We start from the raw sequence: 26,150 nt of genomic DNA on the forward strand, positions 1-26,150 counted from the left end.
CGCGTCAGGGGCGTGTTTCGCGTTGTTTACGGAGCGGGCCACGGGTCACACCCGGGACGTCTCGGGCTCGACGGCGGCGGTGGCTGCGGCGGCATCCGTCGGCGCCGGGCTCGTCACGGTGCGGGCCCGCTTCGAGGCGCGGATCCGTCGCGGCGAGGCGGGCCGGCCGTAGGTGAGGTACAGCGGGATCGCGACGAAGACGAGGCCACCGACGAGGTTGCCGAGCACCGTGGGGATCTCGTTCCAGATCAGGTAGTCCATGATCGTGAAGTCGCCGCCGAGCAGCAGGCCCGAGGGGAACAGGAACATGTTCACGATCGAGTGCTCGAAGCCCATGAAGAAGAAGAGCATGATCGGCATCCACATCGCGACGATCTTGCCGATGACGTCCTTCGAGATCATCGCCAGGACGACGCCGGTGGCGACCATCCAGTTGCACAGCACGCCGCGGATGAAGAGCGTCAGCATGCCCGCGGCGCCGTGGTCGGCGTAGCCCACCGTGCGCCCCTCGCCGATGTGTCCGATGGCCTCGCCGACCTCGTTCGGCGGCGTCGAGAACCCATACGTGACGACGATCGCCATGAGCACCGCCACGGTGAACGCGCCGATGAAGTTGCCGAGGAACACCAGCCCCCAGTTGCGCAGGATGCCGCCGAGCGTCACCCCCGGCCGGCGGTCGAACCACGCCAGCGGTGCGAGCACGAAGACCCCGGTGAGCAGGTCGTAGCCGAGCAGGTACAGCATGATGAAGCCGATGGGGAAGAGCACCGCCCCGAGCAGCGGGCTGCCGGTCGTCACCGAGACGGTGATGGCGAACGCGGCGGCGATCGTGAGCACCGCGCCGCCCATGATGGATCGGACGAGGGTGTCGCGGGTCGAGAGCATGACCTTCGACGCACCCGCGTCGATCACGGTCTGCACGAGTTCGGTGGGCTTGACGTAGGACATTGGCGTCCTCCTTCGGTCGAGAGCCGGTGGGTATGGTGCTCGACGCTAGAGGCGGGGTGTTTCCCCGTCGGTCTCGCTGATCGTCCGTTCCGTTACCTCTTTCTCACTTCGCGCGCTCGCCGGTTGTGAGATCGACGACGGGCGCCGGTGGTGCAGAGTAGCGGTGTGCCCGTCGTCTCCGCCCTGTACCGCTACCCCGTCAAGGGCTTCACGCCCGAGGAACGCGACGAGCTCGTCGTCCAGGCCGACGGCCGCATCGCCGGCGACCGCGTGCTGGCCTTCCGCTTCGCCGACGCGGTGGAGCCCGAGGATGCCGACGGCCTCGAGTCGTGGCCGAAGAGCCGGGGCCTCGCGCTCATGGACTTCCCGGCGCTGGCTCGCGTTGCGCTGACCTTCGACTCCGGCGAGCGTCGCCTGCGGCTGAGCGTCGACGGCAGCGTGCTGGCCGAAGCGGCCCTCGACGATGCCGGCCGGCGCGAGCTCGAGAAGGCGATCACCGCGTTCGTGCAGGAGTCGGGCGACGCGCGACGGCTCGACCGCGAGGGCGTGCTGCCGCTGCGACTCGTCGGCGACGGCGCGACCTCGCGCTTCCAGGACCGCGCCCGCGGCTACGTCTCGCTGCACGGAGAGGCCTCGGTCGCGAAGGTGGATGCCGCGGTGCCGGCCCCCGTCGACAGTCGCCGGTTCCGCTCGAACATCGTCATCGCGGGTGTCCCACCCTGGGACGAGCTGGCCTGGCGCGGCCGCATCCGGATCGGCGAGGTCGCCTTCGACGTGCAGAAGCCCATCGGGCGGTGCGCCGCGATCATGGCCAACCCCGACACGGGCGAGCGCGACGCCCGGCTGCTGCGGGTGCTGACGACCGAGTTCGATCAGGCCGAGCCGACCCTCGGCATCCTGCTCCTTCCCGCCGCCGGCGGGGGAGTGGTGCGGGTCGGCGACGAGGTCGCGGTCGAGGGCTGAACCGGGGCGGGGTGGCGCCGGGAGGAAGGTGGCCACTCGGTGCCCCTCGCCGTCGTTGGACAGAAAGGCTCCGTCGGCAGACGACAACCGTCATGAACCTGGCAGCCGTTCTGTCCAGCAACGCCCGCGTCCTCGTCGCCGACGTCGACCCGCAGCGAAGCGCTACCGACTGGGCTGGGGCCGGCGGCGACTGCGTGCCCTTCGACTTCGACACGGCAGAGAACCCGCAGGTGCTCGCGAATCTCCGGAACGAAGCGCGACCCGTCCGCGGTCAGGCCTAAGGACGACGCCCTCGAAATGCTCGACGAAATGAACCTGGCGCACTTGCGCGGCGTCATCCGCGAGTAGGTGATGCACGCCGACGCGCCCCTGACCGGCGTGGTGGTCACCACCTACCCGCGCAGCCGAGCACCGGCCGACGGGATCGACGACTACAAAGACCTGGCCCTGGAACTCACGAGCCTCTGGGCCGGTGCTGCCAGTCGCAACGAGGGCCAGCCGTCGACGTCGCGGAGAAGCTGGCGGTCGTGGGTGGATACGATCACAGCCGCTTGGGTGGCGTTGAGCGCGTCGGTCAGTTCGTCGACGAGCGCGATCGAGAGGTGGTTGCTCGGTTCGTCGAGCAGGAGCACGTGCGGCTTGGTGGCGAGCACCAGGGCCAGGTCGAGACGACGTTGCTGGCCCATCGACAGCTCACCTATCCGTTTGCCCGACTCGCGGGCGCGAAGGAGCCCGAGCTGCGACAGACCGACGGCCTCGCTCGCCTGGACGGTGCCGGCCGCCACGAGTGTGTCGACGTAGGCCGCGTACACCTCGCTTGCGCGGCGATCCAGCGGCAGCGCGGTCTCCTGATGGAGGAACGCAAGCCGGACATGCGATGGACGACGAACGCTGCCCGTGTCCGCGTGCAGATCACCCGCTGCAACGCTCAATAGAGTGGACTTCCCGGCCCCGTTGGGTCCGGTTACGACCAGACGCCCCCGGTGCGCCAGCGAGAGCGTCACCGGGCGCGTGAGCCTGCCGGCCACGGTCACCTCATCCACACTCAGCAGCACCGCTCCGGTTCGCGTCGCGAGGTCCGGGAAGCGGAACACTTGCGGCGGCTCGGGGACGGTCACCGCGTGCGCTTCGAGCTGTTCCTGCCGGCGGTGCACACTCTGCACGAGCCCGCCCGCGCGCGTCGCCCGTCCGTGCTTGTTGGTTCCCTTCTCTGGCCGCCAGCCCGAGACGAGACGGTTCTGCGCTGAGCTGAGACTGTCCTGCAGTCGCCCGAGCTCGGTCTGCTGTCGCTCGTATTCTTGCTCCCACCTTTCGCGCTCCGCGCGCCGGCCTTCCCGGTAGCCGGCGTAGCCGTTGCCGTACACGCGCACCCGATCGTCGGGGGTTGGGTCGAGGTCGACGATCGTCTCCGCGACGTCGGATAGCAGCGCGCGATCGTGGGTGACGACGACCACGCCGCCCTTGCGCGACCGCAGTTGCGCGGTCAGGAACTCGAGCCCGCTCCTGTCGAGATGGTTCGTCGGCTCGTCGAGCAACAGAAAATCGTCATCGGCGCCGAGCAGGCACGCCAAGCGCACCCGGTACCGCTGCCCGACGGAGAGGTCGTGCAGTCGGCAGGCGGGATCGGTTTCGGCGTCAAGCGCTTCCAGCGCGATCTGCACCCGCCGTTCGGCGTCCCACGCATCGAGGACTTCTGCGTGCTCCAGAGCGGCGGCATATCGCTCCTCAGCTCCGGTGACGCCCGCCGAGAGTGACGCCGCGGCCGAATTGAGGGACGCCAGGGCGGCCAGCGGCTGCGCGATCGCTTCCGCGACCGCCTGGCCCACAGTTCTGTCGTCGCCGCTCGGCATTTCCTGTTCGGCTATGCCGAGCGTCCCGAGTCGCTGCACTACTCCGCTGTCCGGGGCAAGAGCGCCGCTGAGGACGTGCAGGAGCGTCGACTTACCCCGGCCGTTCTCGCCCACGATCGCTACGCGCGAGGTGGCCGTGATCGTGAGGTCAACGTGGTTGAGGACGGGGGTGGCTCCGCGCATCACAGAGACGTCGGACGCGATGAGCTGCGCGTGATGGCGCGCGGGTAGAGGGGTCTTGAGGGAGAGCATTCGTATCCTCCGGAACGACGCACCGCACGGCTGAGAAGCGTGCGCGGGTGCGCAAGATGACGGCGACCCGTGCAGGGTCGAGGACGAGCGGCCGCCGCAGGCTCGGATGACTCAACGAGCGCGGTAAGCCTCACTCAGCCGTCACAGGAAGTACAAATGCACGTTTCAAGGGTAGGCGCGATCCGCGCCGCTATGCAACAGCGCGAGACCTTGTAGGTTTCCGCGATCGCTCGAAACTGATCGATTTCGGCACGGCTGGCGAGCAGCTCCGTCGGACGCGACCGGTGGCCGCGTCCCTTTCGCATTGGAGGGGCTGACGGGAATCGTCCCCACCGCCTCCTCCACGCATCGCTGCGCGCTGCGCGGAGCCTCGGGCGGCGTGGGCCCACCCACCGCCTCCTCCACGCATCGCTGCGCGCTGCGCGGAGCCTCGGGCGGCGTGGGCCCACCCACCGCCTCCTCCACGCATCGCTGCGCGCTGCGCGGAGCCTCGGGCGGCGTGGGCCCACCCACCGCCTCCTCCACGCATCGCTGCGCGCTGCGCGGAGCCTCGGGCGGCGTGGGCCCACCCACCGCCTCCTCCACGCATCGCTGCGCGCTGCGCGGAGCCCCGGGCGGCGTGGGCCCACCCGCGAGCGAGTCGGTTCGGACGGCAACACCGCGAATGCCCCGCCGCGCGGCCGGTGGCCGCCCGTCGGGGCATTGGAGGGGCTGACGGGAATCGAACCCGCGCTATCTGCTTGGGAAGCAGATGTTCTGCCATTGAACTACAGCCCCGCGCACCCTGAGGTGCTCGGTCAGCTTACCCCACAGGTGCCGGACCGCCGGAAGCTGGGCCGCCCTCACCGGCCCCGCTTCCCGGCCCTGCGCTCACCGTTCGATCGCGACCTCCACGATCCGGCGGTCGGCGGCGGTGACGCGGTGGACGTCGCCGACGAACTCGAGCGCCGCCTCGGTCTCGCGCTCCGCACAGGACGGCCCGACCCACAGCTCGATGGCGCCGGGCTCGACGATCCGGGTGCCCTCGCGCCCGGTGAACGCGAGGCGCGCGGTGGGCACATCGAACGCGACGGTCGCCTCGGCACCGGCATCCAGGTCAACGCGGGCGAAGCCGAGCAGCTGCGCGACCGGTCGCGTGACACTAGCGTGCACATCGCGGGCGTAGAGCTGCACGACGTCGGTGCCCGCGCGCTCGCCGGTGTTCCGCACCCGGACGCGCGCCGTGAACGAGCCGCCTGCTGTCACTGAGCCCGTGACCGTCAGGCCGTCGCGTGCGAAGGACGTGTAGGTCAGCCCGTGCCCGAAGGGAAGCGCCGGAGTGCTGTCGGCACTCGTGATCTCGGTGGGGCCGCCCAGGATCGGGTGCAGGTAGCTGTAGGGCTGCGCGCCGGCGGAGCGGGGGAGCGAGACGGGCAGATGCCCCGACGGCGAGACCTCGCCGGTCAGGATCGCCGCGATCGCGGATCCGCCCTCCTCGCCGGGGAAGAACGCCTGCAGCACCGCAGCTGCGGCGCCGTCGCCCGACAGGGCCCAGTCGATCGCGTAGGGGCGGCCGGTCAGCATCACGAGCACGACGGGCGTCCCGGTGGCGATGAGGCGTTCGACGAGCTCGCGCTGCACGCCCGGCAGCTCGAGCGACGCGACGTCGTTGCCCTCGCCGACGGTGCCGCGCCCGAACAGCCCGGCCCGGTCACCGACGACGACGATCGCGACCTCGGCGGCGCGCGCCGCGTCCTCCGCCTCGGCGAAGCCGCTGCGATCGTCGCCCTCCGCATCGCAACCGCGCACGACCGTGACCTCGGCTTCGGGAAGGGCCGACGAGAGGGATGCCGCGAGCGTGGGGATCTCGAAGCCCATCGGCACGCCGGGGTGGTGAGCCAGCACGTGGTTGGCGAACGAGTAGCAGCCCATCAGGGCTTCGGCGCTGTCGGCATTCGGACCGATCACCGCGACGCGGCGCGGCGCGGCGAGCGGAAGCACGCCGTCGTTGGTCAGCAGCACGACGGACTCCTCCGCGAGTCGGCGTGCGACCGCGCGGTGCTCGGGCGAGTCGAGGTCGACGTCGGTCGGCGGTGCGTCGAAGGTCTCGTCGAGCAGACCGAGCTCCTCCTTCTGCGTCAGCACGCGGCGCACCGCCCGGTCGATCACGGCCTCGTCGACGAGGCCCGCGCGCACCCGCTCGGCCAGCGGCGCCGTGAACGCGTCGCCGGTGGGCAGCTCGACGTCGATGCCGGCCTCGAGGGCGAGCTCTGCCGCCTCGCCGCGGTCGCGGGCGACCGCGTGCATCGTGTGCAGGAAGGCGACCGAGAAGTAGTCCGACACGACCGTGCCGTCGAACCCCCACGCATCGCGCAGGATGCCGGTGAGGTAGGCGGGGGTCGCGCCGACCGGCATCCCGTCGATCTCGGCGTACGAGTTCATGACCGACCGCACGCCGCCGTCGCGCACCGCCATCTCGAACGGCGGCAGGAAGACATCGGCGATCTCGCGCGGCCCCGCGTGCACGGGGGCGTGATTGCGTCCCGACTGCGAGCCGGAGTAGCCCACGAAGTGCTTGAGCGTCGCGTGCACCCCCGTGCTCTGCAGCCCGCGGACGTACGCCGTGCCGAGCACGCCGACGACGTACGGGTCCTCGGCGATGCACTCGTCGACGCGTCCCCATCGCGGGTCGCGGATGACGTCGAGGACGGGCGCGAGCCCCTGATGGATGCCCAGCTCGCGCATCGAGGCGCCGATGAGGGCGCCCATCTCTTCGACGAGCTCAGGGTCGAACGACGCGCCCCAGGCCAGCGGCGTGGGGAAGGTCGCCGCCTGCCACGCGGCGAGCCCGGTCAGGCACTCCTCGTGCACGAGCGCGGGGATGCCCAGGCGCGTCTCGCGGACGAGTCGGCGCTGCTCGTCCCACAGCCAGGCGGCGCGCTCGACGGGATCGACCGGGCGCGTGCCGTAGACCCGGGTGAGCTGCCCGAGACCGTGGACGGTGGCGTCGGCGTACGCGGTCGACGAGGCCATCTCGCCGGCCATGGGCGCGACGACCTCGTCGCCCTGGTCGACCCAGAAGCCCACGAGCTGGGCGAGCTTCTCGTCGAGGGTCATCCGCGCGATCAGGTCGGTGACGCGCGTGGAGACGGGGATATCGGTCAGAGTCACGGTCCGTGCTTTCTGTGGTGGGGGATCAGCCCTTGACGGCGCCGGTGAGACCGCCGACGATGCGGCGCTCGAACAGGCTGAAGAACGCCAGGGCGGGGAGCATCGACAGCGAGGTGAAGGCGAGGACCTTCGCGGTGTCGACGGAGTACTGCGACGAGAAGGCCTGCACGCCGAGGGGCAGCGTGAACGTCGCCTCGTTGTTGAGGATGAACAGGGGCAGCAGGTAGCTGTTCCAGCTCGCGATGAACGCCAGGATGCCGACGGTGATGACGCCCGGGATCGACAGGGGCAGCACCATCCGCCAGAAGAACGACAGCCGGCCGCATCCGTCGATGAACGCCGCCTCTTGGATCTCGTCCGGGATGGCGCGCAGGAACGGCACCAGGATGATGATGGTCATCGGCAGTGCGAACGCGATCTGCGGCAGGATGACGCCCGCGAGCGAGTTCATCAGACCGAGGTCGCGGATGACGATGTAGAGAGGCGTGATCGCGACGGTGATGGGGAACATCAGGCCCGACGCGAACACCGCGTACAGCACACCGCGTCCGCGGAACCGGTAGCGGGCGATGACGTAGCTGGCCATGAGGCCCAGGACGACCGCTCCGGCCGTGGTCGAGAGGGCGGCGATGGTGGAGTTGAGCACCTGCTGCCAGAACTGCGACCCGGTGAGGACCGCGAGGTAGTTCTCGATGTTCCACGGTGCCGGCCAGCCGGCGGGGTCGACCGTGATCTGCGCGTTGCTGCGGAAGCCACCGATGATGATGTACAGCACCGGCGCGAGCATGAGTGCGATCGTCACGAGGGCGACGAAGTAGACCAGGGGGCTGCCCCAGGGCAGGCGCTCCTTGCGGCGGCCGCGACGACCGGTCGGTGCGGGTGCGACGATCGCGCGGGTGGCGGGGGAGGTCAGAGCGGTCATCGTTCCTGCTTCCCTTCGGTGATGGCCCCCGCCGTGTCGCGGCGCAGCACGTAGCGCTGGTACACGATGGCGACGACGAGCGAGATGAGGAAGATCACGACGGCGACGGCGTTGCCGTATCCGTAGCTGCCGGCGTTGCGGCCGTTGACGACCATGTAGGTGGCCATCGTCGAGGTGCCGGCCGTCGAGGCGACGTACTGGCCCCAGATGATGTACACGAGGTCGAACAGCTGCAGCGCGCCGATGATCGACAGGAACGCCCAGATGCGCAGGGTGGGTGCGAGCAGCGGCAGGGTGATGCGCCAGTGCGTCTGCCAGTACCCGGCGCCGTCGAGGGCGGCCGCTTCGTAGAGCTCCTCGGGGATGCCCTGCAGGCCGGCGAGGAAGAGGATGACGGCGAAGCCGACGTACTTCCACGTGAGGATGCCCATGAGGGTCCAGATCGCGATGGACGGGTCGGCGATCCAGTCGCGGGTGAGGGCGCCCAGACCCAGCTGCTCGAGAGCGCCGTTGAGCGCGCCCTGCGTCTGCAGCATGAGGCCGAAGCCGGTGCCGACGACGACCTCGGCGATGACGTAGGGGACGAAGATGAGCACCCGGATCAGCGACTGACCGCGCATGCGGCGGTTTAGCAGAAGCGCCAGGAGCACCGCGACCGGGCCCTGCAGCACGAGCGAGGCGATCACGATGACGGCGTTGTGGCTGAGCGCCTCGACGAAGGTCGGGTCGGTGAGGATCGTGATGTAGTTCTGCAGACCGACGAATTCGGTGGGCGGGCCGTAGCCCTGCCACCGGAAGAACCCGTAGTAGGCCGCCATGACGACGGGGAAGATGACGAACCCGACGAACATCACCAGCGCGGGGCCGACGAGCACCGCGACCTCGAGGCGTCCCGACCAGCCCAGGCCTCGGCGGCGCCGGGAGGGCGGGGGCGTCGTGGTGACGCCCCCGCCCTCCCGGGCCGCGAGATCCGAACCGGTGGCGGTGTCCGCCACGGCTGTCTCGCTGATCGACATGGTTTCGGTCAGCCCTTCTTCGCGGCGTCGGAGACCGACTGGATCATCTGCTCGGGCGAGCTCTTGCCCGCGAGCAGGTCGACCACCGCGACGTTCAGCGCGTTGCCGACGTTCTGGCCCAGCACGGTGTCGAGCCACTGCGACACGAACGGCGCCTTGTTGTAGGCCGCGAGGACGTCCTGCAGGTACTCCTCCTCGACGGCGCCCTGAGCGACCGAGTTCACCGGCGGCGCGTTGAACGCCTTGTAGTACGCCTCCTGCTGCTCGGAGGTGGCGAGGAAGTTGAGGAAGTCGGCGCACTCCTTCGGGGCCTTCGCCGAGCAGGAGTAGCCGTCGACGCCGCCCATGATCGAACCGGGCTCACCCGCACCGCCCGACAGCTCGGGGAACGGGAACCAGGCGAGGTCGGGCAGCGGCTGCTCGTCGGGCGTCAGCGACGCGATGACACCCGGGTTCCAGGCGCCCATGAGCTCCATGCCCGCCTGGTGGTTGGCGATGAGGCCGGCGCTGCTGCCGGCACCCTGCTGCGCCGAGGTGGTGAGGAAGCCCTCGTTGAACGGCTGCGACTCGGCGAAGTCGGCGAGGTCTTCGGCGGACTTCAGCCAGCACTCGTCGCTGAAGTCCTTCGAGTCGCCGGTCGCCTCGATGGTCTCGGCGCTGCACTCGCGCAGCGCGAAGTTGTAGAACCAGTGCGCCGCGGGCCAGGCATCCTTCGCGCCGAGCGCGATGGGGGCGATGCCCGCGTCCTTGAGCTGACCGACCGCGGCCTCGAGGTCCTCGATGGTCGTGGGGGTCTCGGTGATGCCGGCCTGCGTGAACAGGTCGGAGCTGTACCAGAACCCGCTGGGGAGCACCGCGAGCGGCATCGCCCACACCTTGTCCTGGTAGGTCTCGGCCTTGAAGGATCCCTCGGAGATCTCCTCCTTGGCGGTGTCGCCGATCAGGTCGGTGAGATCCATCAGCTGGCCGGCCTGCACCATCGCCGCCATCTTGCCGCCGCCGCGCTGCAGGAAGATGTCGGGCGGGTCGCCGGCGTTCAGCGCGGTCTGGAGCTTGCCGTCCATGTCCTCGTTCTGCACGGACTGCATCGTGATCTTGACGTTCTCGTTCTCGGCCTCGAACGCCGCGATCGCGTCCTTCCAGAACTCCTGGCCGGGGCCGGTCGTCGAGTTCTGCCAGAGGGTCATCTCGACGGTGCCGTCGGCGCTGCCGCCGTCGCCGCCGCTGCTGCAGGAGGTGAGGGCCAGGGCGCCCACCGCCAGGATCCCCGCCGTGACGGCGGCCTTGCGGCCGACCGTGGTCATGCGTGCCATGTGATTCCTTCTCTCTTCGTTGAGTGGACATCTGCCGGTGAACACGGCCGCGCGGGTGATCGGGATCACGGAGCGACGGTGCTCGGTGTCGTCGGACTCGCTGGTGCTGTCGGACACCGAAAGTTTCGGCCGACAACAAAGAGGTGTCAAACGTTTTCGAAAACGGTTTCCATTGGCATTAGCATGCGACCATGACGCGGAACCGGCCGACCATCCACGACGTCGCCGCGCGCGCCGGCGTCTCGGTCTCGACCGTGTCGAAAGCGGTGAACGGGCGATACGGCGTCGCGACCGCGACCGTGGACGTCGTCATGGCCGCCGTCGCAGACCTCGGCTACGAGTCGAGTCTCATCGCGAGCAGCATGCGGTCGCGCTCGACCGGGGTCATCGGCGTTCTCGTCGCCGACTTCGAGCCGTTCAGCGCCGAGATCCTCAAGGGCGTCGGCGATGCGCTGCGCGACACCAGCTACGACCTGCTCGCGTATTCCGGCTCGCGGGGAGACGAGGAGGGGTGGGAGCGCCGGTCGCTGTCTCGCCTGAGCGGCACACTCATCGACGGCGCCATCATGGTGACCCCGACGGTCGTGAAGGCCGGTGCCGACGTCCCGCTCGTCGCGATCGACCCGCATACGGGGCCCGCGGACGTCCCGACCGTCGAGAGCGACAGCTACGGCGGCGCGCGCGAGGCGACCGCCTATCTCGTCGCGCTCGGGCACACGCGCATCGGCTACATCGCCGGTCGGGCCGATCTGCGCTCATCGATCGCGCGGGATGCCGGCTACCGCCGGGCCCTCGCCGATGCCGGCATCCCGTTCGATCCGAGGTTCGTCGGTGCCGGCCGCTATCGCGAGGCGACCGTGCGCGAGGTCGCGATCGACATGCTCTCGGCGCCGGATCGTCCGACGGCCGTGTTCGCGGCGAACGACGTGTCGGCGATCGCCATCGCGCAGGTCGCGGCGGAGCTCGGCCTCGCGGTTCCGGGCGACCTGTCGATCGTCGGATTCGACGACATCCCCGAGGCCACCCGGTTGCCGACCGCTCTGACCACGGTGCGCCAGCCGATGGGCCGCCTCGGCGCCGCCGCCGTCGAGCTGCTGCTGACGCTCATGCGGGGTGAGACGCCCGCGACGACCCACGTTCGGCTGCCGACCAAGCTCGTCCTGCGGCAGACGACCGCGCCGCCGCGTCCCGGGTCCGAGGCGGCACGGGCCTAGGCTGTCAGCGTGCTGCTGAGTGATCGCGACATCCGTGCCGGAATCGATCAGGGACGCATCGGTCTCGACCCGTGGGACCCCTCGATGGTGCAGCCCTCGAGCGTCGACGTGCGCTTGGACCGGTACTTCCGGCTGTTCGACAACCACAAGTACCCCTTCATCGACCCGGCGCAGGACCAGCCCGAGCTGACGCGGCTGATCGAGGTCGACCCGGATGAGCCGTTCATCCTGCACCCCGGTGAGTTCGCTCTGGGATCGACGTTCGAGCAGGTGCGCCTGGCGGACGACGTCGCCGCACGCCTCGAGGGCAAGTCGTCCCTCGGGCGCCTCGGCCTCATCACCCACTCCACGGCCGGGTTCATCGACCCCGGATTCTCGGGGCACGTGACCCTCGAGCTCGCGAACGTCGCGACCCTGCCGATCAAGCTGTGGCCGGGCATGAAGATCGGCCAGCTCTGCTTCTTCCAGCTGACCTCGGCCAGCGAGAACCCGTACGGCTCGGGCCCGTACGGCAATCGCTACCAGGGGCAGCGGGGGCCGACGGCATCCCGGTCGTTCCAGAACTTCCACCGCACCGACGTCGGCACCATCGACGCGGGTTCGCGCGGCGCCTGAGACGCCGAGGCCCCCGACCGACGGCGGATGCCGCGGGCCGAGGGCTCGATGGTGCGATCAGGCGGCGTCGCGACCGGCGCGGAAGCCGGCGGTGAAACCGCGCTCGAAGGCGCGCTCTCCCCGGTGGTGCTCTCCCCGGTGGTGCGGGTGCTCGCCGTGCATCTCGTGATGCGCTTCCCCGCCGCGGTGGCTGCCGCAGCGGCCGCGGGGTGCGGCTCCGAAGCCCCGGTGTCCGCGCGGTCCGAAGCGGCGAGGCGCCGACTCGTCCCACCCGAGCTCGCGGGCGATCGTCTGCAGCGTCGCGAGGGTCGCGGCGAGATCCGCCTCGGGGACGGCGTCGCTCACGCGGCCGTGCACGCCGTCGACGAGGGCTTGGATGCGCTCGCGCTCCGCGCGCCCCCGGTCGCTGATGCGCCACTGGCCGTCGGCCTCCTCGACCCAGCCGCGAGCGGCGAGGGAGCGGACCCGCTTGCCGCCCTGCTGCACCCGCTCGGCGAGAGCGGGGGCGTCGAGCCTGCCCGCGACGACGTTGAGCACGGCCCAGTCGCGGCGATCGAGTCCTTCCGGGGCCAGCGCGCGGTCGAGCTCCGCCGCGAGGGCCGAACCGGCGGCGCGGGCCCAGAAGGCGAGCGTGCGGTGACGGGTGGCGGCATCCTGTGTGGTCTGTTCGGTGGTCATGGTGTTTCCTTCCGTGGGCCGGTCGATCCGACCCGATGTATGTCCTTTTGCATGCATATGCACTATGACATGGAGGGAAATGCATGTCAAGCGACATGTATCCTCGAGTCATGCCCGCCCCAGACGACACCGAGATCGACGCCATCGCCGACGCCCTCGCCCGCTTGCGGGCGCTGCGCCGCCCCGGCGGGCCGGGAGGACCCGGGCGTGGACACCGGCACGGGCCGGGCGGTCACGGACACCGACCCCACGACGCACCTGACGCCTGGGATGGACCGCGCGCGGGCGGGGGACGGATGGCCGGTCTCGCGCGACTGCGCATGCTGGAGGCGCTCGAGGCGGCGACCCGTCCGCTCAGCGTCGGCGAGATCGGCGACGCGATCGGCGTCGATCAGCCGCGTGCGTCGCGCCTGGTGCAGCAGGCTGCCGAGCTCGAGCTGGTGCGGCGCGAAGCCGATCCCGATGACGCGAGGCGTACCCGGATCGCGTTGACCGACGCCGGTCGCCGGTTCGCCCAGGGTGTGCGCACAGAGCGTCGCGCGGCGCTCGGCGGAGCGCTCTCGGCGTTCAGCGACGACGAGCGCACCGAGTTGGCCCGCCTGTTGGGCAAGCTCGCCGACGCGTGGCCCCGCGACTGACGGGCGCGCGGCGCCGACGCGCTCGACGAGCTGTGCGATGCACGCCCCTCGCGTCGCGTCAAGCCGCGCCGTCGTTTTGCGAATGCTCAGGAAGATCTCGGTACGCTGTCAGCTGGTGAGCCGGGAAGTCTGGTCGGCATTGTCGTCCGACCCATCCCGGAGATCTCTGTGCTCACCCGTACTTCTCATCACGCCTGCGCTCGTGCGCGAGTCCCTGCCGAGGCCGAGGACTCCTCGTGATCCTCGTCGCGGCCGTGGCTGCATGCTGGCTGCTCGTCGCGCTCTCACCGCTGATCGTGCGTCTCACGGGGCGCTTCGCCGGCTGGCCACTCGCTGGCGGGCTCCTCGCCGTGCTCGGCATCGTCCTCGCCGCCGGCAGCGGCGGACCCGGAGTGCGCGAGTCGGTCCCGTGGATCCCCGCGCTCGACATCGCGCTGCGCCTGCGCCTGGACGGGCTGGCCCTGCTTTTCGCGGTGGTGGTCCTCGGGATCGGCGCCGTCGTGCTCGTCTACTCGAGCTCGTACCTTCGGCAGCCGCGCTCGCCGGGCTTCTACGGGCTGATGACGGCTTTCGCCGCCGCGATGCTCACGCTCGTCCTCGCCGACGACCTCGTCGTCCTGTTCGTCGCGTGGGAGCTCACGACACTCTGCTCGTATCTGCTCATCCTCCGGTCCGGTCCGCAGGCCCGTGACGCCGCCACCCGCACCCTTCTCGTGACGGCGGCGGGCGGACTCGCGCTGCTCGCCGCGGTGGTGACCGTCGCGGTCCACACGGGCACGACCGACCTGACGGCCGCGCTGGCTCACGAGGCCTGGCGCCAGGATGCTGCTTTCGCGGGCATCGTCGCGGCACTCGTTGCCGTCGCCGCCATGACCAAGTCCGCTCAGTTCCCCTTCCACGCGTGGCTCCCGGACGCCATGGTCGCCCCGGCGCCCGTGAGCGCCTACCTGCACGCCGCGGCGATGGTGAAGGCGGGTATCTACCTGCTCCTGCTCTTCGCGCCCGCGGCATCCCACTCGCCGCTCTGGAGTCCGCTGCTGATCGCGGTCGGCCTGTGGACCGCCGTCATGGGGGCGTTCTTCGCCCTGCGCCGCGGCGACATGAAAGAGCTGCTGGCATATTCGACGATCAGTCAGCTTGGCCTCCTCGTCGCCGTCATCGGCGTGGGCACCCCGACCGCGATGCTCGCGGCGAGCACGCACGTCGTTGCCCACGCGCTGTTCAAGTCCGCCGCGTTCATGGGCGTGGGTCTGCTCGAGAAGCGGACCGGCACCAGGCTCCTCTCCGAGCTGCGTGGCTCGTGGCCGGCACTGCGCTGGGATGCGGCGATGCTCATCCTCGCGGCGGTGAGCATGGCGGGGGTCCCGCCGCTGCTCGGGTTCATCAGCAAGGAACTGCTGCTCGACTCGTTCCTCACGGCGGGCCCGGCTGCGGTGTCGTGGATGCTGGCGCTGACCGCGACCGCAGGAGCCGTCTTGACCGTCGCATACAGCGTGCGGATGATCCTGCCCCTGCTGCCGGGCCGCCGCGCCGCCGACGCCCGAGTGCCCGAGGGTGTCGCGCCCTGGCGGACCACGCGGACCATGTCGATGGCCGTCGCCGTTCCCGCACTCGTCGGCCTCTTCGGCGGTCTCGCGGCCCCGGTCCTGGATCCGCTCGTGGTCCCGGCTGCGGCGGTCGCCGCCGCAGTGCCCGCGTCGGGCGTCTCGGGGATCTACCTGTGGCACGGCGTCAACGCCGCTCTGATCCTGTCGGTCACGGCGATCCTCATCGGAACCGCCGTCGGCATCCGCACGCGAGGGTTCACCCCCGCCGCGCGGGCCGCACGGTTCTCGGGCGTCATCGCGGTGCAGCGCGCACAGGAGGGCATCATCGCCGCCGGTCGGCGCGTCGGCGACCTCACGCGATCGGACGCTCCGGCGACGAATCTCGTCGTGCCGGTCGCACTCATCGGCGTCACCGCCGTCGGTCTGCCGACGCTGTGGCGCGGATGGCCCCGCTACGACGAGCCCTTCCTGATCCTCGACTTCCTGCTTCTGCTGCTCGTGGCGTGCGGCGTGATCGCCGTCGCCGTGGCCACCCGCCGGCTGACCGCCATCATCGCGGTCGGTGTCGCCGGCTTCGCGGTCGTGCTGTGGTTCCTCGTGCTGGGCGCCTCGGATGTCGCCGTGACGCAGCTGCTCGTCGAGATCCTCACCGTTGTCGTGATGGTCCTGGTGCTGCGGCGCATGCCTCGTCGATTCCCGAGAGTACGTCCGGCTCGGCGCGCCGGCGCGGTGATCGCCGCAGTCGCGGCCGGCTGCGCCGCGACCCTCGCGACCCTCGTCTTCACCGGTCATCGCGAGATCTCCGACGTCGCTGCGTTCTTCCTCCGCGAAGCCGAGTCGCTGACAGGCGGAACCAACATCGTCAACACGATCCTGGTCGACTTCCGAGCCCTCGACACCCTGGGCGAGCTGGTCGTGCTGGCCATCGCCGCGGTGTCGATCACGGTCCTGCTGGACGCGCGGCAGGCGGTGGACCGCTCGGTTCCGCGTCCCGCCTCGCGCACGCTCGCCAGTGCGCGGGCCAACGCCGTGATCCTCCGCACGGCCGGCCGCCTCATCGCCCCGGTCATGGTCGTCGGATCGGCGTACGCGCTGCTGCGCGGGCACAACGATCCCGGCGGAGGCTTCATCGCCGCGCTCATCGGGGCGGCAGCCATCGCCCTGATCTATCTCGCGGCGCCGAGCGACGAGATCCCCCGTATCGAGCGCTCGTATCTGGCGATCGCGGGCGCCGGCATCGTGGTGGCCGTGGGCACCGGGCTGCTGGGTCTTCTCGACGGCTCGTTCCTGCGTCCGCTGCACATCGACATCGGCGCCGTGCACACCACGACGGCGCTCGTGTTCGACCTCGGCGTGTACCTCGCCGTTTTCGGCGTCATCCTCGCCGCCATCAACCGTCTCGGCCTGTCGCCCTCGGACGAGCCCGCGCGGCGCGAACGCCGGCGTCATACCCGCTCTCCAGAAAGGAGCGCACGATGATCCTCGCTCTCACCATCGGCGTGCTCGTGGCCGGGGCGGTGTATCTGCTGATGCAGAAGGACCGGCTGCGCGTCATCCTCGGCTTCGTCCTGCTCTCGCACGCGGTGAACCTGCTCCTGTTCAGCGCCGGCGGCATCGACTCGCGCGCCGAGCCGTTGGGCGGTTCACTCGACCCTTCGACCACCGCCGACCCGCTGCCCCAGGCGTTCGTGCTGACGGCGATCGTCATCGCTTTCGCCATCACGATCTATCTCCTGGTGCTCGCGGTGACGGGCGATCCGTCCGAGGACGCGGAGCCGGAGGGTGCCCCCTCTCCGACCCGGTCGCGGCAGCGCGTGGGGGGAGGGGAGTCATGAACGCATCGCTCCTGCCCCTCATCGTCGCGATACCGCTGCTGGCCGCCGGGGTCGCGGCCTTCGCGCGCCGTGACCGACCGTGGTCCCGCGTCCTGCTGCTGACGGTGCTGACCGGGAACATCGTCGCCGCGGTGGCGCTGGTGGTCGCGACGGCCGACGGCAGCGTGCTCGCGCACGGCGTCGGCGGCTGGCCCAACGGCATCGCCATCCCTTTCGTGGCCGACGCCCTCTCCGCCCTCATGCTCACCGTGGCCGGCGCGCTGACCCTCGTGTGCGTGGTCTTCGCGATCATCGCCGACACCGGTCGGCACCGGTTGTTCGCCGCTCTCGTGCTGGTCCTGACCGCGGGGGTGAACGGTGCCCTGCTCACGGCCGATCTGTTCAACCTGTTCGTCTTCATCGAGGTCATGCTGCTGCCCTCGTACGGCTTGCTCGTGCTGGCGCGGCAGGGGCGCGGCACGGTCGAATCCGTCACCGGATCGCGGCTCTACGTCACCTTCAACCTGTTCGTCTCGACGGTCTTCCTCGCCGGAGTGGCGCTGGTCTACGGAGTCGCCGGCACGGTCAACCTCGCCGAGCTGGCGGGCGCCGCGCAGGAGTCGGGACTCGTCGCCGCGGCGCTGGGCGTGTGCCTCTTCGCGCTCGCGATGAAGGCGGCCGTCGTTCCCGTCCACGGCTGGCTGGCCCGGGCGTATCCCTCGACATCCCCCGCGATCACGGCCCTGTTCTCGGGCCTGCACACGAAGGTGGCCATCTACGCGATCTACCGGATCTATGCCGTCGGCTTCGAGGGCGACCGGACGTACCTGTGGATCGGGATCGTCGCCTTCAGTGCCACCATGGCGGTCGGCGTGCTGGGTGCGGTGGGGGAGAGCCGGATGCGGTCGGTCCTGGCCTTCCACATGGTGAGCCAGATCGGCTACATCCTGCTGGGCGTGGCGCTGTTCACGCCGCTCGGACTGGCGGCGGGCATCTTCTACCTGCTGCACCACATGATCGTGAAGGCGTCGCTGTTCCTCTCGGCGGGCGCGATCGAAACGCGCTTCGGCACGGACCGTCTCGATGAGCTCCGTGGCCGGATCGGGCGCGAGCCGGTGCTGATGGTGGCGTTCGGCGTGGCGGCGCTCTCGCTGGCCGGCATCCCGCCCTTCTCCGGGTTCTTCGCCAAGCTGACCTTGCTGATGGCCGCCATCGACGCGGGCGAGATCGCCGCGGCGGTGGTCGCGATCGCCGTCAGCCTCATCACACTGCTGTCGATGCTGAAGATCTTCAACGCGGTGTTCGCCCCCACGGTGACCGGTCTGGATCCGCAGCCGTCCGGAACGGCCGCGGTGGCCGTGCGGGAACGTGCGGCGACGCGGACGAGTCTGGCCGCTCCTGCTCTCGTGCTCGCCGGTGTCACGGTGGCCCTCGGCTTCGGCGCTCAGGGACTGTTCGCGTTGGCCGAGGTCGCCGCCGCCGGCCTGCTCGACACGTCCGGCTACGTCAGGGCGGTGCTCCCGTGATCGGCCGCATCATCTCGCTCCCGCTGCGCGCTGCGTGGTTCACGCTGTGGTTCGCCGGTCAGCTCCTGACGTCGTCCGTCTCCGTGATCGGCGACATCCTCAGCCCGGGACTGGCTGCCACACCGCGCGTGGTGCGTCTGCCGCTCGGGTCGGCCGGCGACGCGCACGTCACCGCGATCAGCGTGCTGATCACCTTGACCCCCGGCACGCTCGTGCTCGGCGTGGTCGAGAGCGAACGCAGCGGCCGGACCCTGCTGGTGCACACGCTCTACCACCCGGACAGCGGTGCGGCCCTGGCCGCCCTGAGCGACATGGACCGACGCATGACGCGGGCGGTCCGGCTGAGAGGAGACGCATGAACCTGCTCGACATCGCCGCGGCCGCGTGCGCGGTCGCGATGATCGCCTCCGTCGTGCACATCGTGCGCGGGCCGACCCCCGCGGATCGGGTGATCGCCGCCGACCTGCTCACCTTCAGCCTGGTCGGCCTCGTCGCGGTCGTCGGTGTGCGCCTCGCCCGCGACGGCACCTTCGACCTCGTTCTGGTCGCCACCCTCGTCGCGTTCCTCGCGGCGATCTCGCTCGCCCGTGCACTGACAGGGGGACGGCGATGATCGTCCTCGAGATCATCGGGCAGGTGCTCGCCGTCATCGGCGCGCTCGTGCTCGTCGTCGCGGCGATCGGTCTGCGCCGCTTCCGCGACCCCTACGCGGGTATCTCCGCCGTCGCGACGGCCGCGGGCCTCGGCGTGACCTTCATCACGGTGGGCGCGGTGATGCAGCTGCCGACGGTCGACAACATCGTGAAGGTGGTCCTGGCGGTCGCGCTGCAGCTGATCACGTCGGCGGTCGCGGCGATCGTGATCGCCCGGGCGGCCGTGAACTCCGGCCACGCCTTCAGCCCGGGAACCGACGCGGCCGCGCTCGATCCGGCCGACGACGATGACCTCTGACGCCCGGCACGGGTGCGAAGGGTGATGACCGGCACCGGTGCCGTCGCGATCAACCCGGCGACACGTGTCCTGCGGCGTGGTGCCGGGTGGGTGGGAGATCTCACCCGGCGGTCGCCCGCCCGGGCCGCGATCGCGATCTTCGTCGTCGCAGGGCTCGGCTTCACGCTGCTGCTGCGTCTTCCCGCGGCGGCCGCCGACGGTCGGGCGACGCCGTGGGCCGATGCCGTCTTCACCGCGGTCTCGGCGATCACCGTCACCGGACTGACGAGCGTCGACACCGCGGAGCACTGGTCGGCGTACGGCAAGGTCGTCATCCTCTTGGCGATCCAGACCGGGGGGCTCGGCATCGTGACGGTCGCGCTGCTGTTGGCCCGTGCGGTCACTCGGCGGCTCGGACTGGGCAGCAGGCTCTTCGCCCAGCAGGCGATCGGCGCGCCGCAACTCGGCGAGGTCAAGGACCTGCTGCGCATCGTCGTCGTGACGACGTTCGTGATCGAGGGCGCCATCGCCATCGCTCTGGCCCCCTCATTCATCACGGCGGAGGGGTGGGCGCGGGGTGCTTGGTCGAGCGTTTTCTACGCGGTGTCGGCGTTCAACAACGCGGGCTTCAGCGTGCATGCCGGCGGCGTCGCCGCCTTCGGTCATCACCCCGGCATCCTGATCCCGCTCACCGTCGCGGTGCTCATCGGGAGTCTGGGGTTCCCCGTCTACCTGAATCTGCTGCACGCGCGATGGACGCGCAAGCGATGGACGCTGCACACCAAGCTGACGCTCATCACGACCGGCATCCTGTTCGTCGTCGGCGCCGCGGGATGGGCGGTGACCGAATGGGGCAATCGGGCGACGATCGGCGACCTGCCCGTCGCGGAGCGCGTGGGCAACGCCCTGTTCGCCTCGGCGATGATGCGGTCCGGCGGCTTCGCGATGATCGACCCCGCCGATTCCACGTCCACCACCTTGCTGCTGACCGACGCCCTCATGTTCGTCGGCGGCGGATCGGTGTCGACGGCCGGCGGCATCAAGGTCACCACACTCGCCGTGCTCTTCCTCGCGATCGTCGCCGAGGCCCGCGGTGTGCCCCACGTCACCGCGGCCGGCCGCACGATCGCGACCGGCGTGCTTCGCGTCGCGATCTCCGTCACGTTCCTCGGTGCCACGCTCGTGCTCGGCGGCGCGGGACTCATCACCCTCGTCAGCGACGCGCCCCTGGACCGCATCCTGTTCGAGGTCATCAGTGCGTTCGCGACCTGCGGGCTCTCGGTGGGGTTGTCGGCCGAACTGGGGCCGTTCGGCATGTACGTCCTCTCGGCGCTGATGCTCGTTGGCCGGGTCGGGCCGATCGCGCTGGCCACCTCGCTGTCGGTACGGCGACGCAACATCCGGTTCCAGCTTCCCGAGGAGCGGCCGATCGTCGGGTGACACGCCAGGGCCCTGCCAAGCCGCGAGACGGTGTGGCATAGGGTGATCAGGTCCGAGCGCGAATCGGGCAGGTGCGCCGGGAAGTCTGGTCGGCATGACGCTGACAGCTACCCAGGAGAGACACCGTGAACCCTCGCATCGCCGTCGCCGGCGACCGCCCTCAGCCGCTCGGCTCCGCCATCGACACCATCGCGCAGAGCGGGGAACCGACCTGCCTGCTGTGGTTGATCGACCTCAGCGCCGAGACGAGCGCACGCCGCGTCCGCGCCGAGCTGAAGAGCCGGTACGCCGACATGCTGGCGCACGCGGCGAGTCTCACCGCGTTGCGCCACCTCATCATCCTGTGCCTGCACGACGAGAGCATCGCCGAGCGCAAGGTGCACGCCGCGGGAGCCGCGTTCGCCACCCGCCTGCATGCGGAGCTGGAGCGCGCCCGGGGCCGGTACGTCGACGTCGCCGTCATCGACATCAGCGCCTGTCGCGACACCCGTCGCCTGCTCGACCGCGTCGAGGAAGCCGCGGATCAGCCCGCAGGGCCCGCCGGCAGCGTCGCGCTGACCTGGCGGGAGATCCGCGACCGCACGATCCATGCGGCCGCGGCCGCGGCCGAGTACTGACCCCGCCGGGCGCTTACCCTCTCTCGGGCCTGCGGGCAAGCCGCGGAGCGCACTTGGCCGGATGCTGTACGCCTGCGACCCTTGTCTGGTGAGTTCCGAGAATCAGCCCTCCGCCGCCGAGCGGATCGCATCCGTGACCACCGGCCGCACCATTGCCCCCTGGGTGTTCTGGCCGGCGGCCGTCGTCATCGTCGGCTTCAGCGCGTTCGCCATCATCTTCCCCGAGACTGCGGAGACGTTCTTCGGCGCCATTCAGACCTCGGTCGTCGACTCGTTCAACTGGTACTACGTGCTCATCGCCGCGTTCTTCGTCGGCTTCGCGATCTTCGTGGGCTTCAGCCGCTTCGGAGACATCAAGCTGGGGCGCGATGACGACGAGCCCGAGTTCTCGACCGGCTCCTGGTTCGCGCTGCTGTTCGCCGCGGGGATGGGTATCGGCCTCGTCTTCTACGGCGTCAGCGAGCCCCTCAGCCACTTCGTCGACCCCCGCCCGGGCGTCACCGGCACGGAGCAGCAGCTCGCGCAGGGGGCCCTGACGCAGACCTATCTGCACTGGGGCGTCCACGCGTGGGCGATGTACGTCGTGGTCGGCCTTGCGCTCGCGTACGCGATCCACCGTCGTCGCCGGCCCATCTCGATCCGCTGGGCGCTCGAGCCCCTGCTGGGCAACCGTGTCCGCGGCGCTGCGGGAAACGTCATCGATGCCGTCGCGCTCGTCGGCACCCTCTTCGGCGTCGCGACCTCGCTCGGCCTCGGGGTCATGCAGATGGGGTCGGGGCTGGAGTCCGTCGGCTTCCCCGAGATGAACGACCTCACCCTCATCGGCCTGATCGCGATCATCTCCGTTCTCGTGCTGTTCTCGGTGCTCTCGGGTGTGACCAAGGGCATGAAGTGGCTGTCGAACTTCAACCTGATCGTCGCCGGTCTGCTGCTCCTGTTCCTCCTCGTCGTCGGTCCCACCCAGTTCCTGCTGCGCGAATGGGTGCAGTCGATCGGTGCGTACATCCAGGACTTCGTCGGTCTGTCGTTCACCGTCAGCGCCCTGCAGGGTACGGCCGGTGAAGAGTGGCAGGCGGCCTGGACGTCGTTCTACTGGGGCTGGTGGATCTCGTGGGCGCCCTTCGTCGGCATCTTCATCGCGCGCGTCAGCAAGGGACGCACCGTGCGGCAGTTCGTCGCCGGCGTCCTGCTGGTGCCCACGCTGATCGGCATCCTGTGGTTCGCCGTCCTGGGCGGATCGGCGCTGTACCGCGAGCTGCAACAGCCCGGCTCCATGCTCGCGTCCGACGGATCGGTCGACCTGCAGGGCGCCCTGTTCCAGCTGCTCTCGTCGGTGCCGGCGGGGGCGTGCTGACCGTCGGCGCCATCGTGCTCATCGCGGTGTTCTTCATCACGTCCGCCGACTCGGGCGCGCTCGTGATGGGCATGATCGCCACCGGTGGCAACCCCGAGCCGCCGCGCTGGGTGCGCACGTTCTTCGTCCTCACCACGGCGACGCTCGCGAGCGCGCTGCTGATCGCCGGCGGGCTGCAGGCGCTGCAGACGGCCGCGATCCTCATCGCCCTGCCGTTCTCGGTCGTGATGCTGCTCATGTGCTGGTCGACCGTCCTCGCGTTCCAACGCGAGCGGCGGGCGTACGCGCGCGCCGAGCGGGCGCAGTTCATCGAGCGCATCGGCGACCACTACGGTCTCGAGGTCGAGGAGCCCAACGAGCGCGGGGTGCGCTTCCCCTGGATCGGCGGCAAGCGCACCTGACCGGGCGGGCGGGGAAGGACCCGGGCCCGCCTAGGCTGGACGGATGCCTCCGGTCTCCTTCGCCCGCCTGATCGACGTTCCCGCCGAGACGCTCTACCGCCTGATGTGGTTGCGCGTCAGCGTCTTCGTCGTCGAGCAGCGCGCCGCCTACCCGGAGCTGGACGGGCGCGACCTCGAGCCCGACACCGAGCTGTTCTGGGCCGAGGAGGACGGTGAGGTCGTCGCGACACTGCGGCTGCTGCGCGACAGCGATGCCGCCCGCATCGGGCGGGTGGCGACGGCCGAGGCGGCGCGCGGACACGGCCTCTCGGCGCAGCTCATGCGTGCCGCCGTCGAGCGTGCCGAGGAGCGCTGGCCGGGCACCGCGATCGATCTCGACGCGCAGAAGCATCTGGCCCCCTGGTACGCCCGCTTCGGGTTCGAGATCAGCGGCCCGGAGTTCTCGGAGGACGACATCCCGCACGTGCCCATGCGGCGCGCCGCCGTCTGAGCGACCGGACGCTCAGCGGATCAGCGGATGCCGGCCTGCTTCGGCAGCCGGACGAACAGCAGCAGGATGAGCCCGAGCGTCAGGACGACCGCGATGCCCAGGACGCCCCAGATGATCGCACCGAACCACCCGATGAACAGCGCCCACATCAAAGGTGACAGGAAGCTGGCCACCCGGCCGGTCGTCGCATAGAGTCCGAAGATCTCGCCCTGCATGCCGGGCGGTGTGACCCGCGCCAGCAGCGAGCGGCTCGCCGCCTGCGCCGGTCCGACGCAGGCCGAGAGCACGAGGCCCGCGATCCAGAACACGATCGACCCGGCGTCCTGCAGGACGAACAGCAGCACGGCGACGGCGATGAGCCCCGACAGCGTCGCGATGATCACCGACCGCGCGCCGAAACGGTCGTCGAACCGGCCGGCCACGATCGTCGAGGCTCCCGCCACGAGGTTCGCCGCGATGCCGAAGATCATGACCTCGGTCGCCGAGAAGCCGAAGGCCCGGGCTGCGAGCACCCCGCCGAAGGCGAAGACGCCCGCGAGGCCGTCGCGGTAGACGGCGCTCGCGAGCAGGAACCAGAACGTGGGCCGCTGCGTGCGGTACAGGCGCGCGATGTCCTTCACGAGGTGCACGTACCCGGCGAGGAAGCCGACCTTCGTCGCGCCGGCGGGTGCCGGGCTCTCGGGGACGTTGAGAAGCAACGGGATCGCGAACACGAGCGTCCACACGCCGCACCCGACGGCGATGAGGCGGTAGGCGAGACCGTCGCTGGTGTCCATGCCGAACCAGTCGACGAACGTGAGCGCGACGACGATCGCGAGCGCGATGATGCCGCCGATGTACCCGAGGCCCCAGCCGAGCCCGCTCACGCGGCCGATCGTGCGGGGGGTGGAGACCTCGACGAGCATCGCGTTGTAGTTGACGCCGGCGATCTCGGACACGACCGCGCCGAGTGAGAGCACGATCGCCCCGTACCAGAAGTACGCCGGATCGGCGAAGGTGAAGAACAGCGCGAACTGCAGCAGGGCGAGCAAGACGGTGAAGACGCCGAGCCAGCGCTTCTTGCGGCCCGAGCGGTCGGCGGTCTGTCCGAGGACGGGCGCGAGCAGCAGGATCAGGATGCCGGCGGCGGTCGAGGCGACGCCGTAGCCGCTGGCCAGGTCGGCCAGTGCCGCCTCTTTGATCGGGTCGCTGTCGGGCAGGGCAGCGACGTCGGCGGGCAGGAACCAGTCCGACACGAGGAACAGCGACGCGAAGACGAAGGTCAGGATGACCGAGTTGAACGGCTGCGTCGCCCAGTCCCACAGTGCCCACGAGACGACGGCGCGGCGCGGCACCGGGCGTTCGGCATCCTCTCGCTCGCGCAGGTCGGCGATGCGTCCGAGCGCCTGCGTGTCGGCGGTGGTCGGCGGGGCCGGCACGCCGGGCGCGGTCGCCCGCGGAGTGCCCTCACCGGGTGGGTTCGTCTCGGGTGACATGCGGGGCACGCTAGGTCCTCTTCGTGAACAACGGGTGCCGCCCGTCCCGGCCGTCGCATCGTCGCGACGGGGTCAGCGTATCCGCCGGGGCTCCCGGATGCGGGTGCCGGTGCCGCGTGCGTCGATTCAGTCCGTGTGGCGCGCGAAGCGATAGCCGATCCCGCGGACGGTCTCGACCCAGCGGCCCGAGCGGCCGTCGTCGCCGAGCTTGCGGCGAAGGTTCATCATGTGCACCTCGACGGCGTGCAGATCGTGCGCGCTGACGTGCTCACCGCTCGTGCCGCTCTGACGCCGCAGCATGAGCGCCATCCATGACTTCTCGATGACGTCGCCGGGTCGCTGCATGAGCGCCTGCAGAACATCGAATTCCGAGCGCGTCAGATCCAGCAGCTCGCCGTCCAGCTCGACGCGCCGCGACGCCGGATTGAGTCGCAGCGGACCCGCCTCGAGCCACGCGGGCGCGGCGGGCTCGTCCGACCGGATGCTGCGCGGCCGGCGCATCAGCGCATCGATGCGTGCACGCAGCTCGTAGGGGCGCCAGGGTTTGACGACGTAGTCGTCCGCGCCGCTGCGGAAACCTTCGACCGTGGCGGTCTCATCGCCGACCGCGCTGATGATGAGGATGTAGCCGTCGTGGAAGGAACGGATGCGGCGCACGGCCTCGAAGCCGTCGATGCCGCCGAGCATGACGTCCACCGTCGTCAGCTCGGGGCGGAGAAGCCGCACGGCGTCGACGCCGGAGGCGCCGTCGCGGAACGCGTGGACGTCGAACCCGTGCTGCTCGAGGGTCTGGGTCAGCAGGTGGCGCAGGTCGTCGTCATCCTCGATGACGACGACGGTGCGCCTCATGATCGTCTCCCGGCGCGCGGGAACGCTCGACGACCAGCCACCACGGGCTCGAGATCGTCGAGAGGCGAGTTCGGGTTCACGCTTCTTGACATCGGTGGCCTCAGCATATTTTCCGAGCCTGGGAGTATCACCAGATGACGGCCTGGAA

At 70.3% G+C, this 26,150-nt stretch carries 23 protein-coding genes, 1 tRNA gene and 1 pseudogene; 15 read left to right on the forward strand and 10 right to left on the reverse strand.

Annotation, left to right across the window (positions count from 1 at the left end):
- Positions 1-45 precede the first annotated feature (45 nt).
- Positions 46-948, reverse strand: a complete 903-nt coding sequence (locus JOF37_RS10705; protein WP_210006799.1) for a formate/nitrite transporter family protein — start codon at positions 946-948, stop codon at positions 46-48.
- Between the two features lie 165 nt (positions 949-1,113).
- On the opposite strand from JOF37_RS10705, the gene JOF37_RS10710 reads away from it, so the two are divergent.
- Positions 1,114-1,911: an MOSC domain-containing protein gene (locus JOF37_RS10710; protein ID WP_210006800.1), complete on the forward strand. Its 798-nt coding sequence runs from the start codon at positions 1,114-1,116 to the stop codon at positions 1,909-1,911.
- Positions 1,912-2,003: 92 nt separating this feature from the next.
- Positions 2,004-2,192 carry a ParA family partition ATPase gene (locus tag JOF37_RS10715; protein WP_210006801.1) on the forward strand — a complete coding sequence of 63 codons (189 nt, stop codon included), beginning with the start codon at positions 2,004-2,006 and terminating at the stop codon, positions 2,190-2,192.
- Positions 2,193-2,342: 150 nt separating this feature from the next.
- Here the strand turns inward: JOF37_RS10715 and JOF37_RS10720 are convergent, their stop codons facing one another.
- The 6 genes from JOF37_RS10720 to JOF37_RS10745 all read right to left on the reverse strand — a co-directional run bounded on the left by JOF37_RS10720 (position 2,343) and on the right by JOF37_RS10745 (position 10,414).
- Positions 2,343-4,013, reverse strand: a complete 1,671-nt coding sequence (locus JOF37_RS10720) for an ABC-F family ATP-binding cassette domain-containing protein (RefSeq protein ID WP_210006802.1) — start codon at positions 4,011-4,013, stop codon at positions 2,343-2,345.
- Positions 4,014-4,716: 703 nt separating this feature from the next.
- Positions 4,717-4,790, reverse strand: a tRNA-Gly gene (locus JOF37_RS10725).
- Between the two features lie 93 nt (positions 4,791-4,883).
- On the reverse strand, positions 4,884-7,163 hold the full coding sequence (locus JOF37_RS10730) for a beta-xylosidase/alpha-l-arabinosidase (protein WP_444980435.1): 2,280 nt from the start codon (positions 7,161-7,163) through the stop codon (positions 4,884-4,886).
- 25 nt (positions 7,164-7,188) lie between these two features.
- A complete protein-coding gene (locus JOF37_RS10735; RefSeq protein WP_210006803.1) occupies positions 7,189-8,085 on the reverse strand; it encodes a carbohydrate ABC transporter permease in 897 nt (298 codons plus the stop codon).
- Positions 8,082-9,101 carry a carbohydrate ABC transporter permease gene (locus JOF37_RS10740; protein WP_210006804.1) on the reverse strand — a complete coding sequence of 340 codons (1,020 nt, stop codon included), beginning with the start codon at positions 9,099-9,101 and terminating at the stop codon, positions 8,082-8,084. Before JOF37_RS10740 ends, JOF37_RS10735 begins: the two co-directional genes overlap by 4 nt.
- A gap of 8 nt (positions 9,102-9,109) precedes the next feature.
- The gene (locus JOF37_RS10745) at positions 9,110-10,414 is read right to left on the reverse strand and encodes an ABC transporter substrate-binding protein (protein ID WP_245338146.1); all 1,305 of its coding nucleotides are present in this window, start codon (positions 10,412-10,414) and stop codon (positions 9,110-9,112) included.
- Positions 10,415-10,605: 191 nt separating this feature from the next.
- Here JOF37_RS10745 and JOF37_RS10750 point away from each other — a divergent pair, with 191 nt between their 5' ends.
- A complete protein-coding gene (locus JOF37_RS10750; protein WP_210006805.1) occupies positions 10,606-11,628 on the forward strand; it encodes a LacI family DNA-binding transcriptional regulator in 1,023 nt (340 codons plus the stop codon).
- 9 nt (positions 11,629-11,637) lie between these two features.
- Positions 11,638-12,243, forward strand: a complete 606-nt coding sequence (gene dcd / locus JOF37_RS10755; RefSeq protein ID WP_210006806.1) for a dCTP deaminase — start codon at positions 11,638-11,640, stop codon at positions 12,241-12,243.
- A 57-nt stretch (positions 12,244-12,300) separates the two neighbouring features.
- Here the strand turns inward: dcd and JOF37_RS10760 are convergent, their stop codons facing one another.
- Positions 12,301-12,921, reverse strand: a complete 621-nt coding sequence (locus JOF37_RS10760; RefSeq protein WP_210006807.1) for a winged helix DNA-binding protein — start codon at positions 12,919-12,921, stop codon at positions 12,301-12,303.
- Positions 12,922-13,031: 110 nt separating this feature from the next.
- Here JOF37_RS10760 and JOF37_RS15570 point away from each other — a divergent pair, with 110 nt between their 5' ends.
- The 11 genes and pseudogenes from JOF37_RS15570 (at position 13,032) to JOF37_RS10815 (ending at position 23,678) form a co-directional block, all read left to right on the forward strand.
- The gene (locus JOF37_RS15570; protein ID WP_245338147.1) at positions 13,032-13,559 is read left to right on the forward strand and encodes a MarR family winged helix-turn-helix transcriptional regulator; all 528 of its coding nucleotides are present in this window, start codon (positions 13,032-13,034) and stop codon (positions 13,557-13,559) included.
- Between the two features lie 236 nt (positions 13,560-13,795).
- Entirely contained in the window at positions 13,796-16,585 is a 2,790-nt protein-coding gene (mbhE, locus tag JOF37_RS10770) for a hydrogen gas-evolving membrane-bound hydrogenase subunit E (RefSeq protein ID WP_210006808.1), read from the forward strand.
- Positions 16,582-16,941 (forward strand): sodium:proton antiporter, encoded by a 360-nt coding sequence (locus JOF37_RS10775; RefSeq protein WP_210006809.1) that lies wholly within the window; start codon positions 16,582-16,584, stop codon positions 16,939-16,941. The genes mbhE and JOF37_RS10775 overlap by 4 nt, the downstream gene beginning before the upstream one ends.
- Entirely contained in the window at positions 16,938-18,446 is a 1,509-nt protein-coding gene (locus JOF37_RS10780; RefSeq protein ID WP_210006810.1) for a monovalent cation/H+ antiporter subunit D family protein, read from the forward strand. The genes JOF37_RS10775 and JOF37_RS10780 overlap by 4 nt, the downstream gene beginning before the upstream one ends.
- Positions 18,443-18,805, forward strand: coding sequence for a Na+/H+ antiporter subunit E (locus JOF37_RS10785; protein ID WP_210006811.1), 363 nt, complete (start codon positions 18,443-18,445; stop codon positions 18,803-18,805). The genes JOF37_RS10780 and JOF37_RS10785 overlap by 4 nt, the downstream gene beginning before the upstream one ends.
- The gene (locus JOF37_RS10790; protein ID WP_210006812.1) at positions 18,802-19,059 is read left to right on the forward strand and encodes an MrpF/PhaF family protein; all 258 of its coding nucleotides are present in this window, start codon (positions 18,802-18,804) and stop codon (positions 19,057-19,059) included. Before JOF37_RS10785 ends, JOF37_RS10790 begins: the two co-directional genes overlap by 4 nt.
- Positions 19,056-19,397, forward strand: a complete 342-nt coding sequence (locus tag JOF37_RS10795) for a cation:proton antiporter (RefSeq protein ID WP_210006813.1) — start codon at positions 19,056-19,058, stop codon at positions 19,395-19,397. The genes JOF37_RS10790 and JOF37_RS10795 overlap by 4 nt, the downstream gene beginning before the upstream one ends.
- Positions 19,398-19,421: 24 nt before the next feature.
- Positions 19,422-20,816, forward strand: a complete 1,395-nt coding sequence (locus tag JOF37_RS10800) for a TrkH family potassium uptake protein (RefSeq protein ID WP_210006814.1) — start codon at positions 19,422-19,424, stop codon at positions 20,814-20,816.
- Between the two features lie 125 nt (positions 20,817-20,941).
- Positions 20,942-21,433, forward strand: a complete 492-nt coding sequence (locus JOF37_RS10805) for a hypothetical protein (protein ID WP_210006815.1) — start codon at positions 20,942-20,944, stop codon at positions 21,431-21,433.
- A gap of 61 nt (positions 21,434-21,494) precedes the next feature.
- Positions 21,495-23,188, forward strand: a pseudogene (locus JOF37_RS10810) (BCCT family transporter).
- 43 nt (positions 23,189-23,231) lie between these two features.
- Positions 23,232-23,678 carry a GNAT family N-acetyltransferase gene (locus JOF37_RS10815; protein ID WP_210006816.1) on the forward strand — a complete coding sequence of 149 codons (447 nt, stop codon included), beginning with the start codon at positions 23,232-23,234 and terminating at the stop codon, positions 23,676-23,678.
- A gap of 20 nt (positions 23,679-23,698) precedes the next feature.
- Here JOF37_RS10815 and JOF37_RS10820 read toward each other — a convergent pair whose 3' ends face one another.
- Together JOF37_RS10820 and JOF37_RS10825 are read right to left on the reverse strand one after the other, a co-directional pair.
- Complete coding sequence (locus tag JOF37_RS10820) at positions 23,699-25,153, reverse strand: MFS transporter (protein WP_210006817.1); 1,455 nt, start codon at positions 25,151-25,153, stop codon at positions 23,699-23,701.
- A 126-nt stretch (positions 25,154-25,279) separates the two neighbouring features.
- On the reverse strand, positions 25,280-26,002 hold the full coding sequence (locus tag JOF37_RS10825; protein WP_210006818.1) for a response regulator transcription factor: 723 nt from the start codon (positions 26,000-26,002) through the stop codon (positions 25,280-25,282).
- Positions 26,003-26,150 lie beyond the last annotated feature (148 nt).

The organism is Microbacterium imperiale (assembly GCF_017876655.1).
GTDB classification, from domain to species: domain Bacteria; phylum Actinomycetota; class Actinomycetes; order Actinomycetales; family Microbacteriaceae; genus Microbacterium; species Microbacterium imperiale.

What these genes read in the sequence shown, in the direction of transcription:
- JOF37_RS10705 (WP_210006799.1), bottom strand. Translation starts at nt 948, where the DNA reads ATGTCCTACGTCAAGCCCACCGAACTCGTGCAGACCGTGATCGACGCG.
- JOF37_RS10720 (WP_210006802.1), bottom strand. Translation starts at nt 4,013, where the DNA reads ATGCTCTCCCTCAAGACCCCTCTACCCGCGCGCCATCACGCGCAGCTC.
- JOF37_RS10715 (WP_210006801.1), top strand. Translation starts at nt 2,004, where the DNA reads ATGAACCTGGCAGCCGTTCTGTCCAGCAACGCCCGCGTCCTCGTCGCC.
- JOF37_RS10790 (WP_210006812.1), top strand. Translation starts at nt 18,802, where the DNA reads ATGAACCTGCTCGACATCGCCGCGGCCGCGTGCGCGGTCGCGATGATC.
- JOF37_RS10825 (WP_210006818.1), bottom strand. Translation starts at nt 26,002, where the DNA reads ATGAGGCGCACCGTCGTCGTCATCGAGGATGACGACGACCTGCGCCAC.
- JOF37_RS15570 (WP_245338147.1), top strand. Translation starts at nt 13,032, where the DNA reads ATGCCCGCCCCAGACGACACCGAGATCGACGCCATCGCCGACGCCCTC.
- JOF37_RS10745 (WP_245338146.1), bottom strand. Translation starts at nt 10,414, where the DNA reads ATGGCACGCATGACCACGGTCGGCCGCAAGGCCGCCGTCACGGCGGGG.
- JOF37_RS10775 (WP_210006809.1), top strand. Translation starts at nt 16,582, where the DNA reads ATGATCCTCGCTCTCACCATCGGCGTGCTCGTGGCCGGGGCGGTGTAT.
- JOF37_RS10800 (WP_210006814.1), top strand. Translation starts at nt 19,422, where the DNA reads ATGACCGGCACCGGTGCCGTCGCGATCAACCCGGCGACACGTGTCCTG.
- JOF37_RS10735 (WP_210006803.1), bottom strand. Translation starts at nt 8,085, where the DNA reads ATGACCGCTCTGACCTCCCCCGCCACCCGCGCGATCGTCGCACCCGCA.
- JOF37_RS10780 (WP_210006810.1), top strand. Translation starts at nt 16,938, where the DNA reads ATGAACGCATCGCTCCTGCCCCTCATCGTCGCGATACCGCTGCTGGCC.
- JOF37_RS10750 (WP_210006805.1), top strand. Translation starts at nt 10,606, where the DNA reads ATGACGCGGAACCGGCCGACCATCCACGACGTCGCCGCGCGCGCCGGC.
- JOF37_RS10820 (WP_210006817.1), bottom strand. Translation starts at nt 25,153, where the DNA reads ATGTCACCCGAGACGAACCCACCCGGTGAGGGCACTCCGCGGGCGACC.
- JOF37_RS10795 (WP_210006813.1), top strand. Translation starts at nt 19,056, where the DNA reads ATGATCGTCCTCGAGATCATCGGGCAGGTGCTCGCCGTCATCGGCGCG.
- JOF37_RS10760 (WP_210006807.1), bottom strand. Translation starts at nt 12,921, where the DNA reads ATGACCACCGAACAGACCACACAGGATGCCGCCACCCGTCACCGCACG.
- JOF37_RS10815 (WP_210006816.1), top strand. Translation starts at nt 23,232, where the DNA reads ATGCCTCCGGTCTCCTTCGCCCGCCTGATCGACGTTCCCGCCGAGACG.
- JOF37_RS10740 (WP_210006804.1), bottom strand. Translation starts at nt 9,101, where the DNA reads ATGTCGATCAGCGAGACAGCCGTGGCGGACACCGCCACCGGTTCGGAT.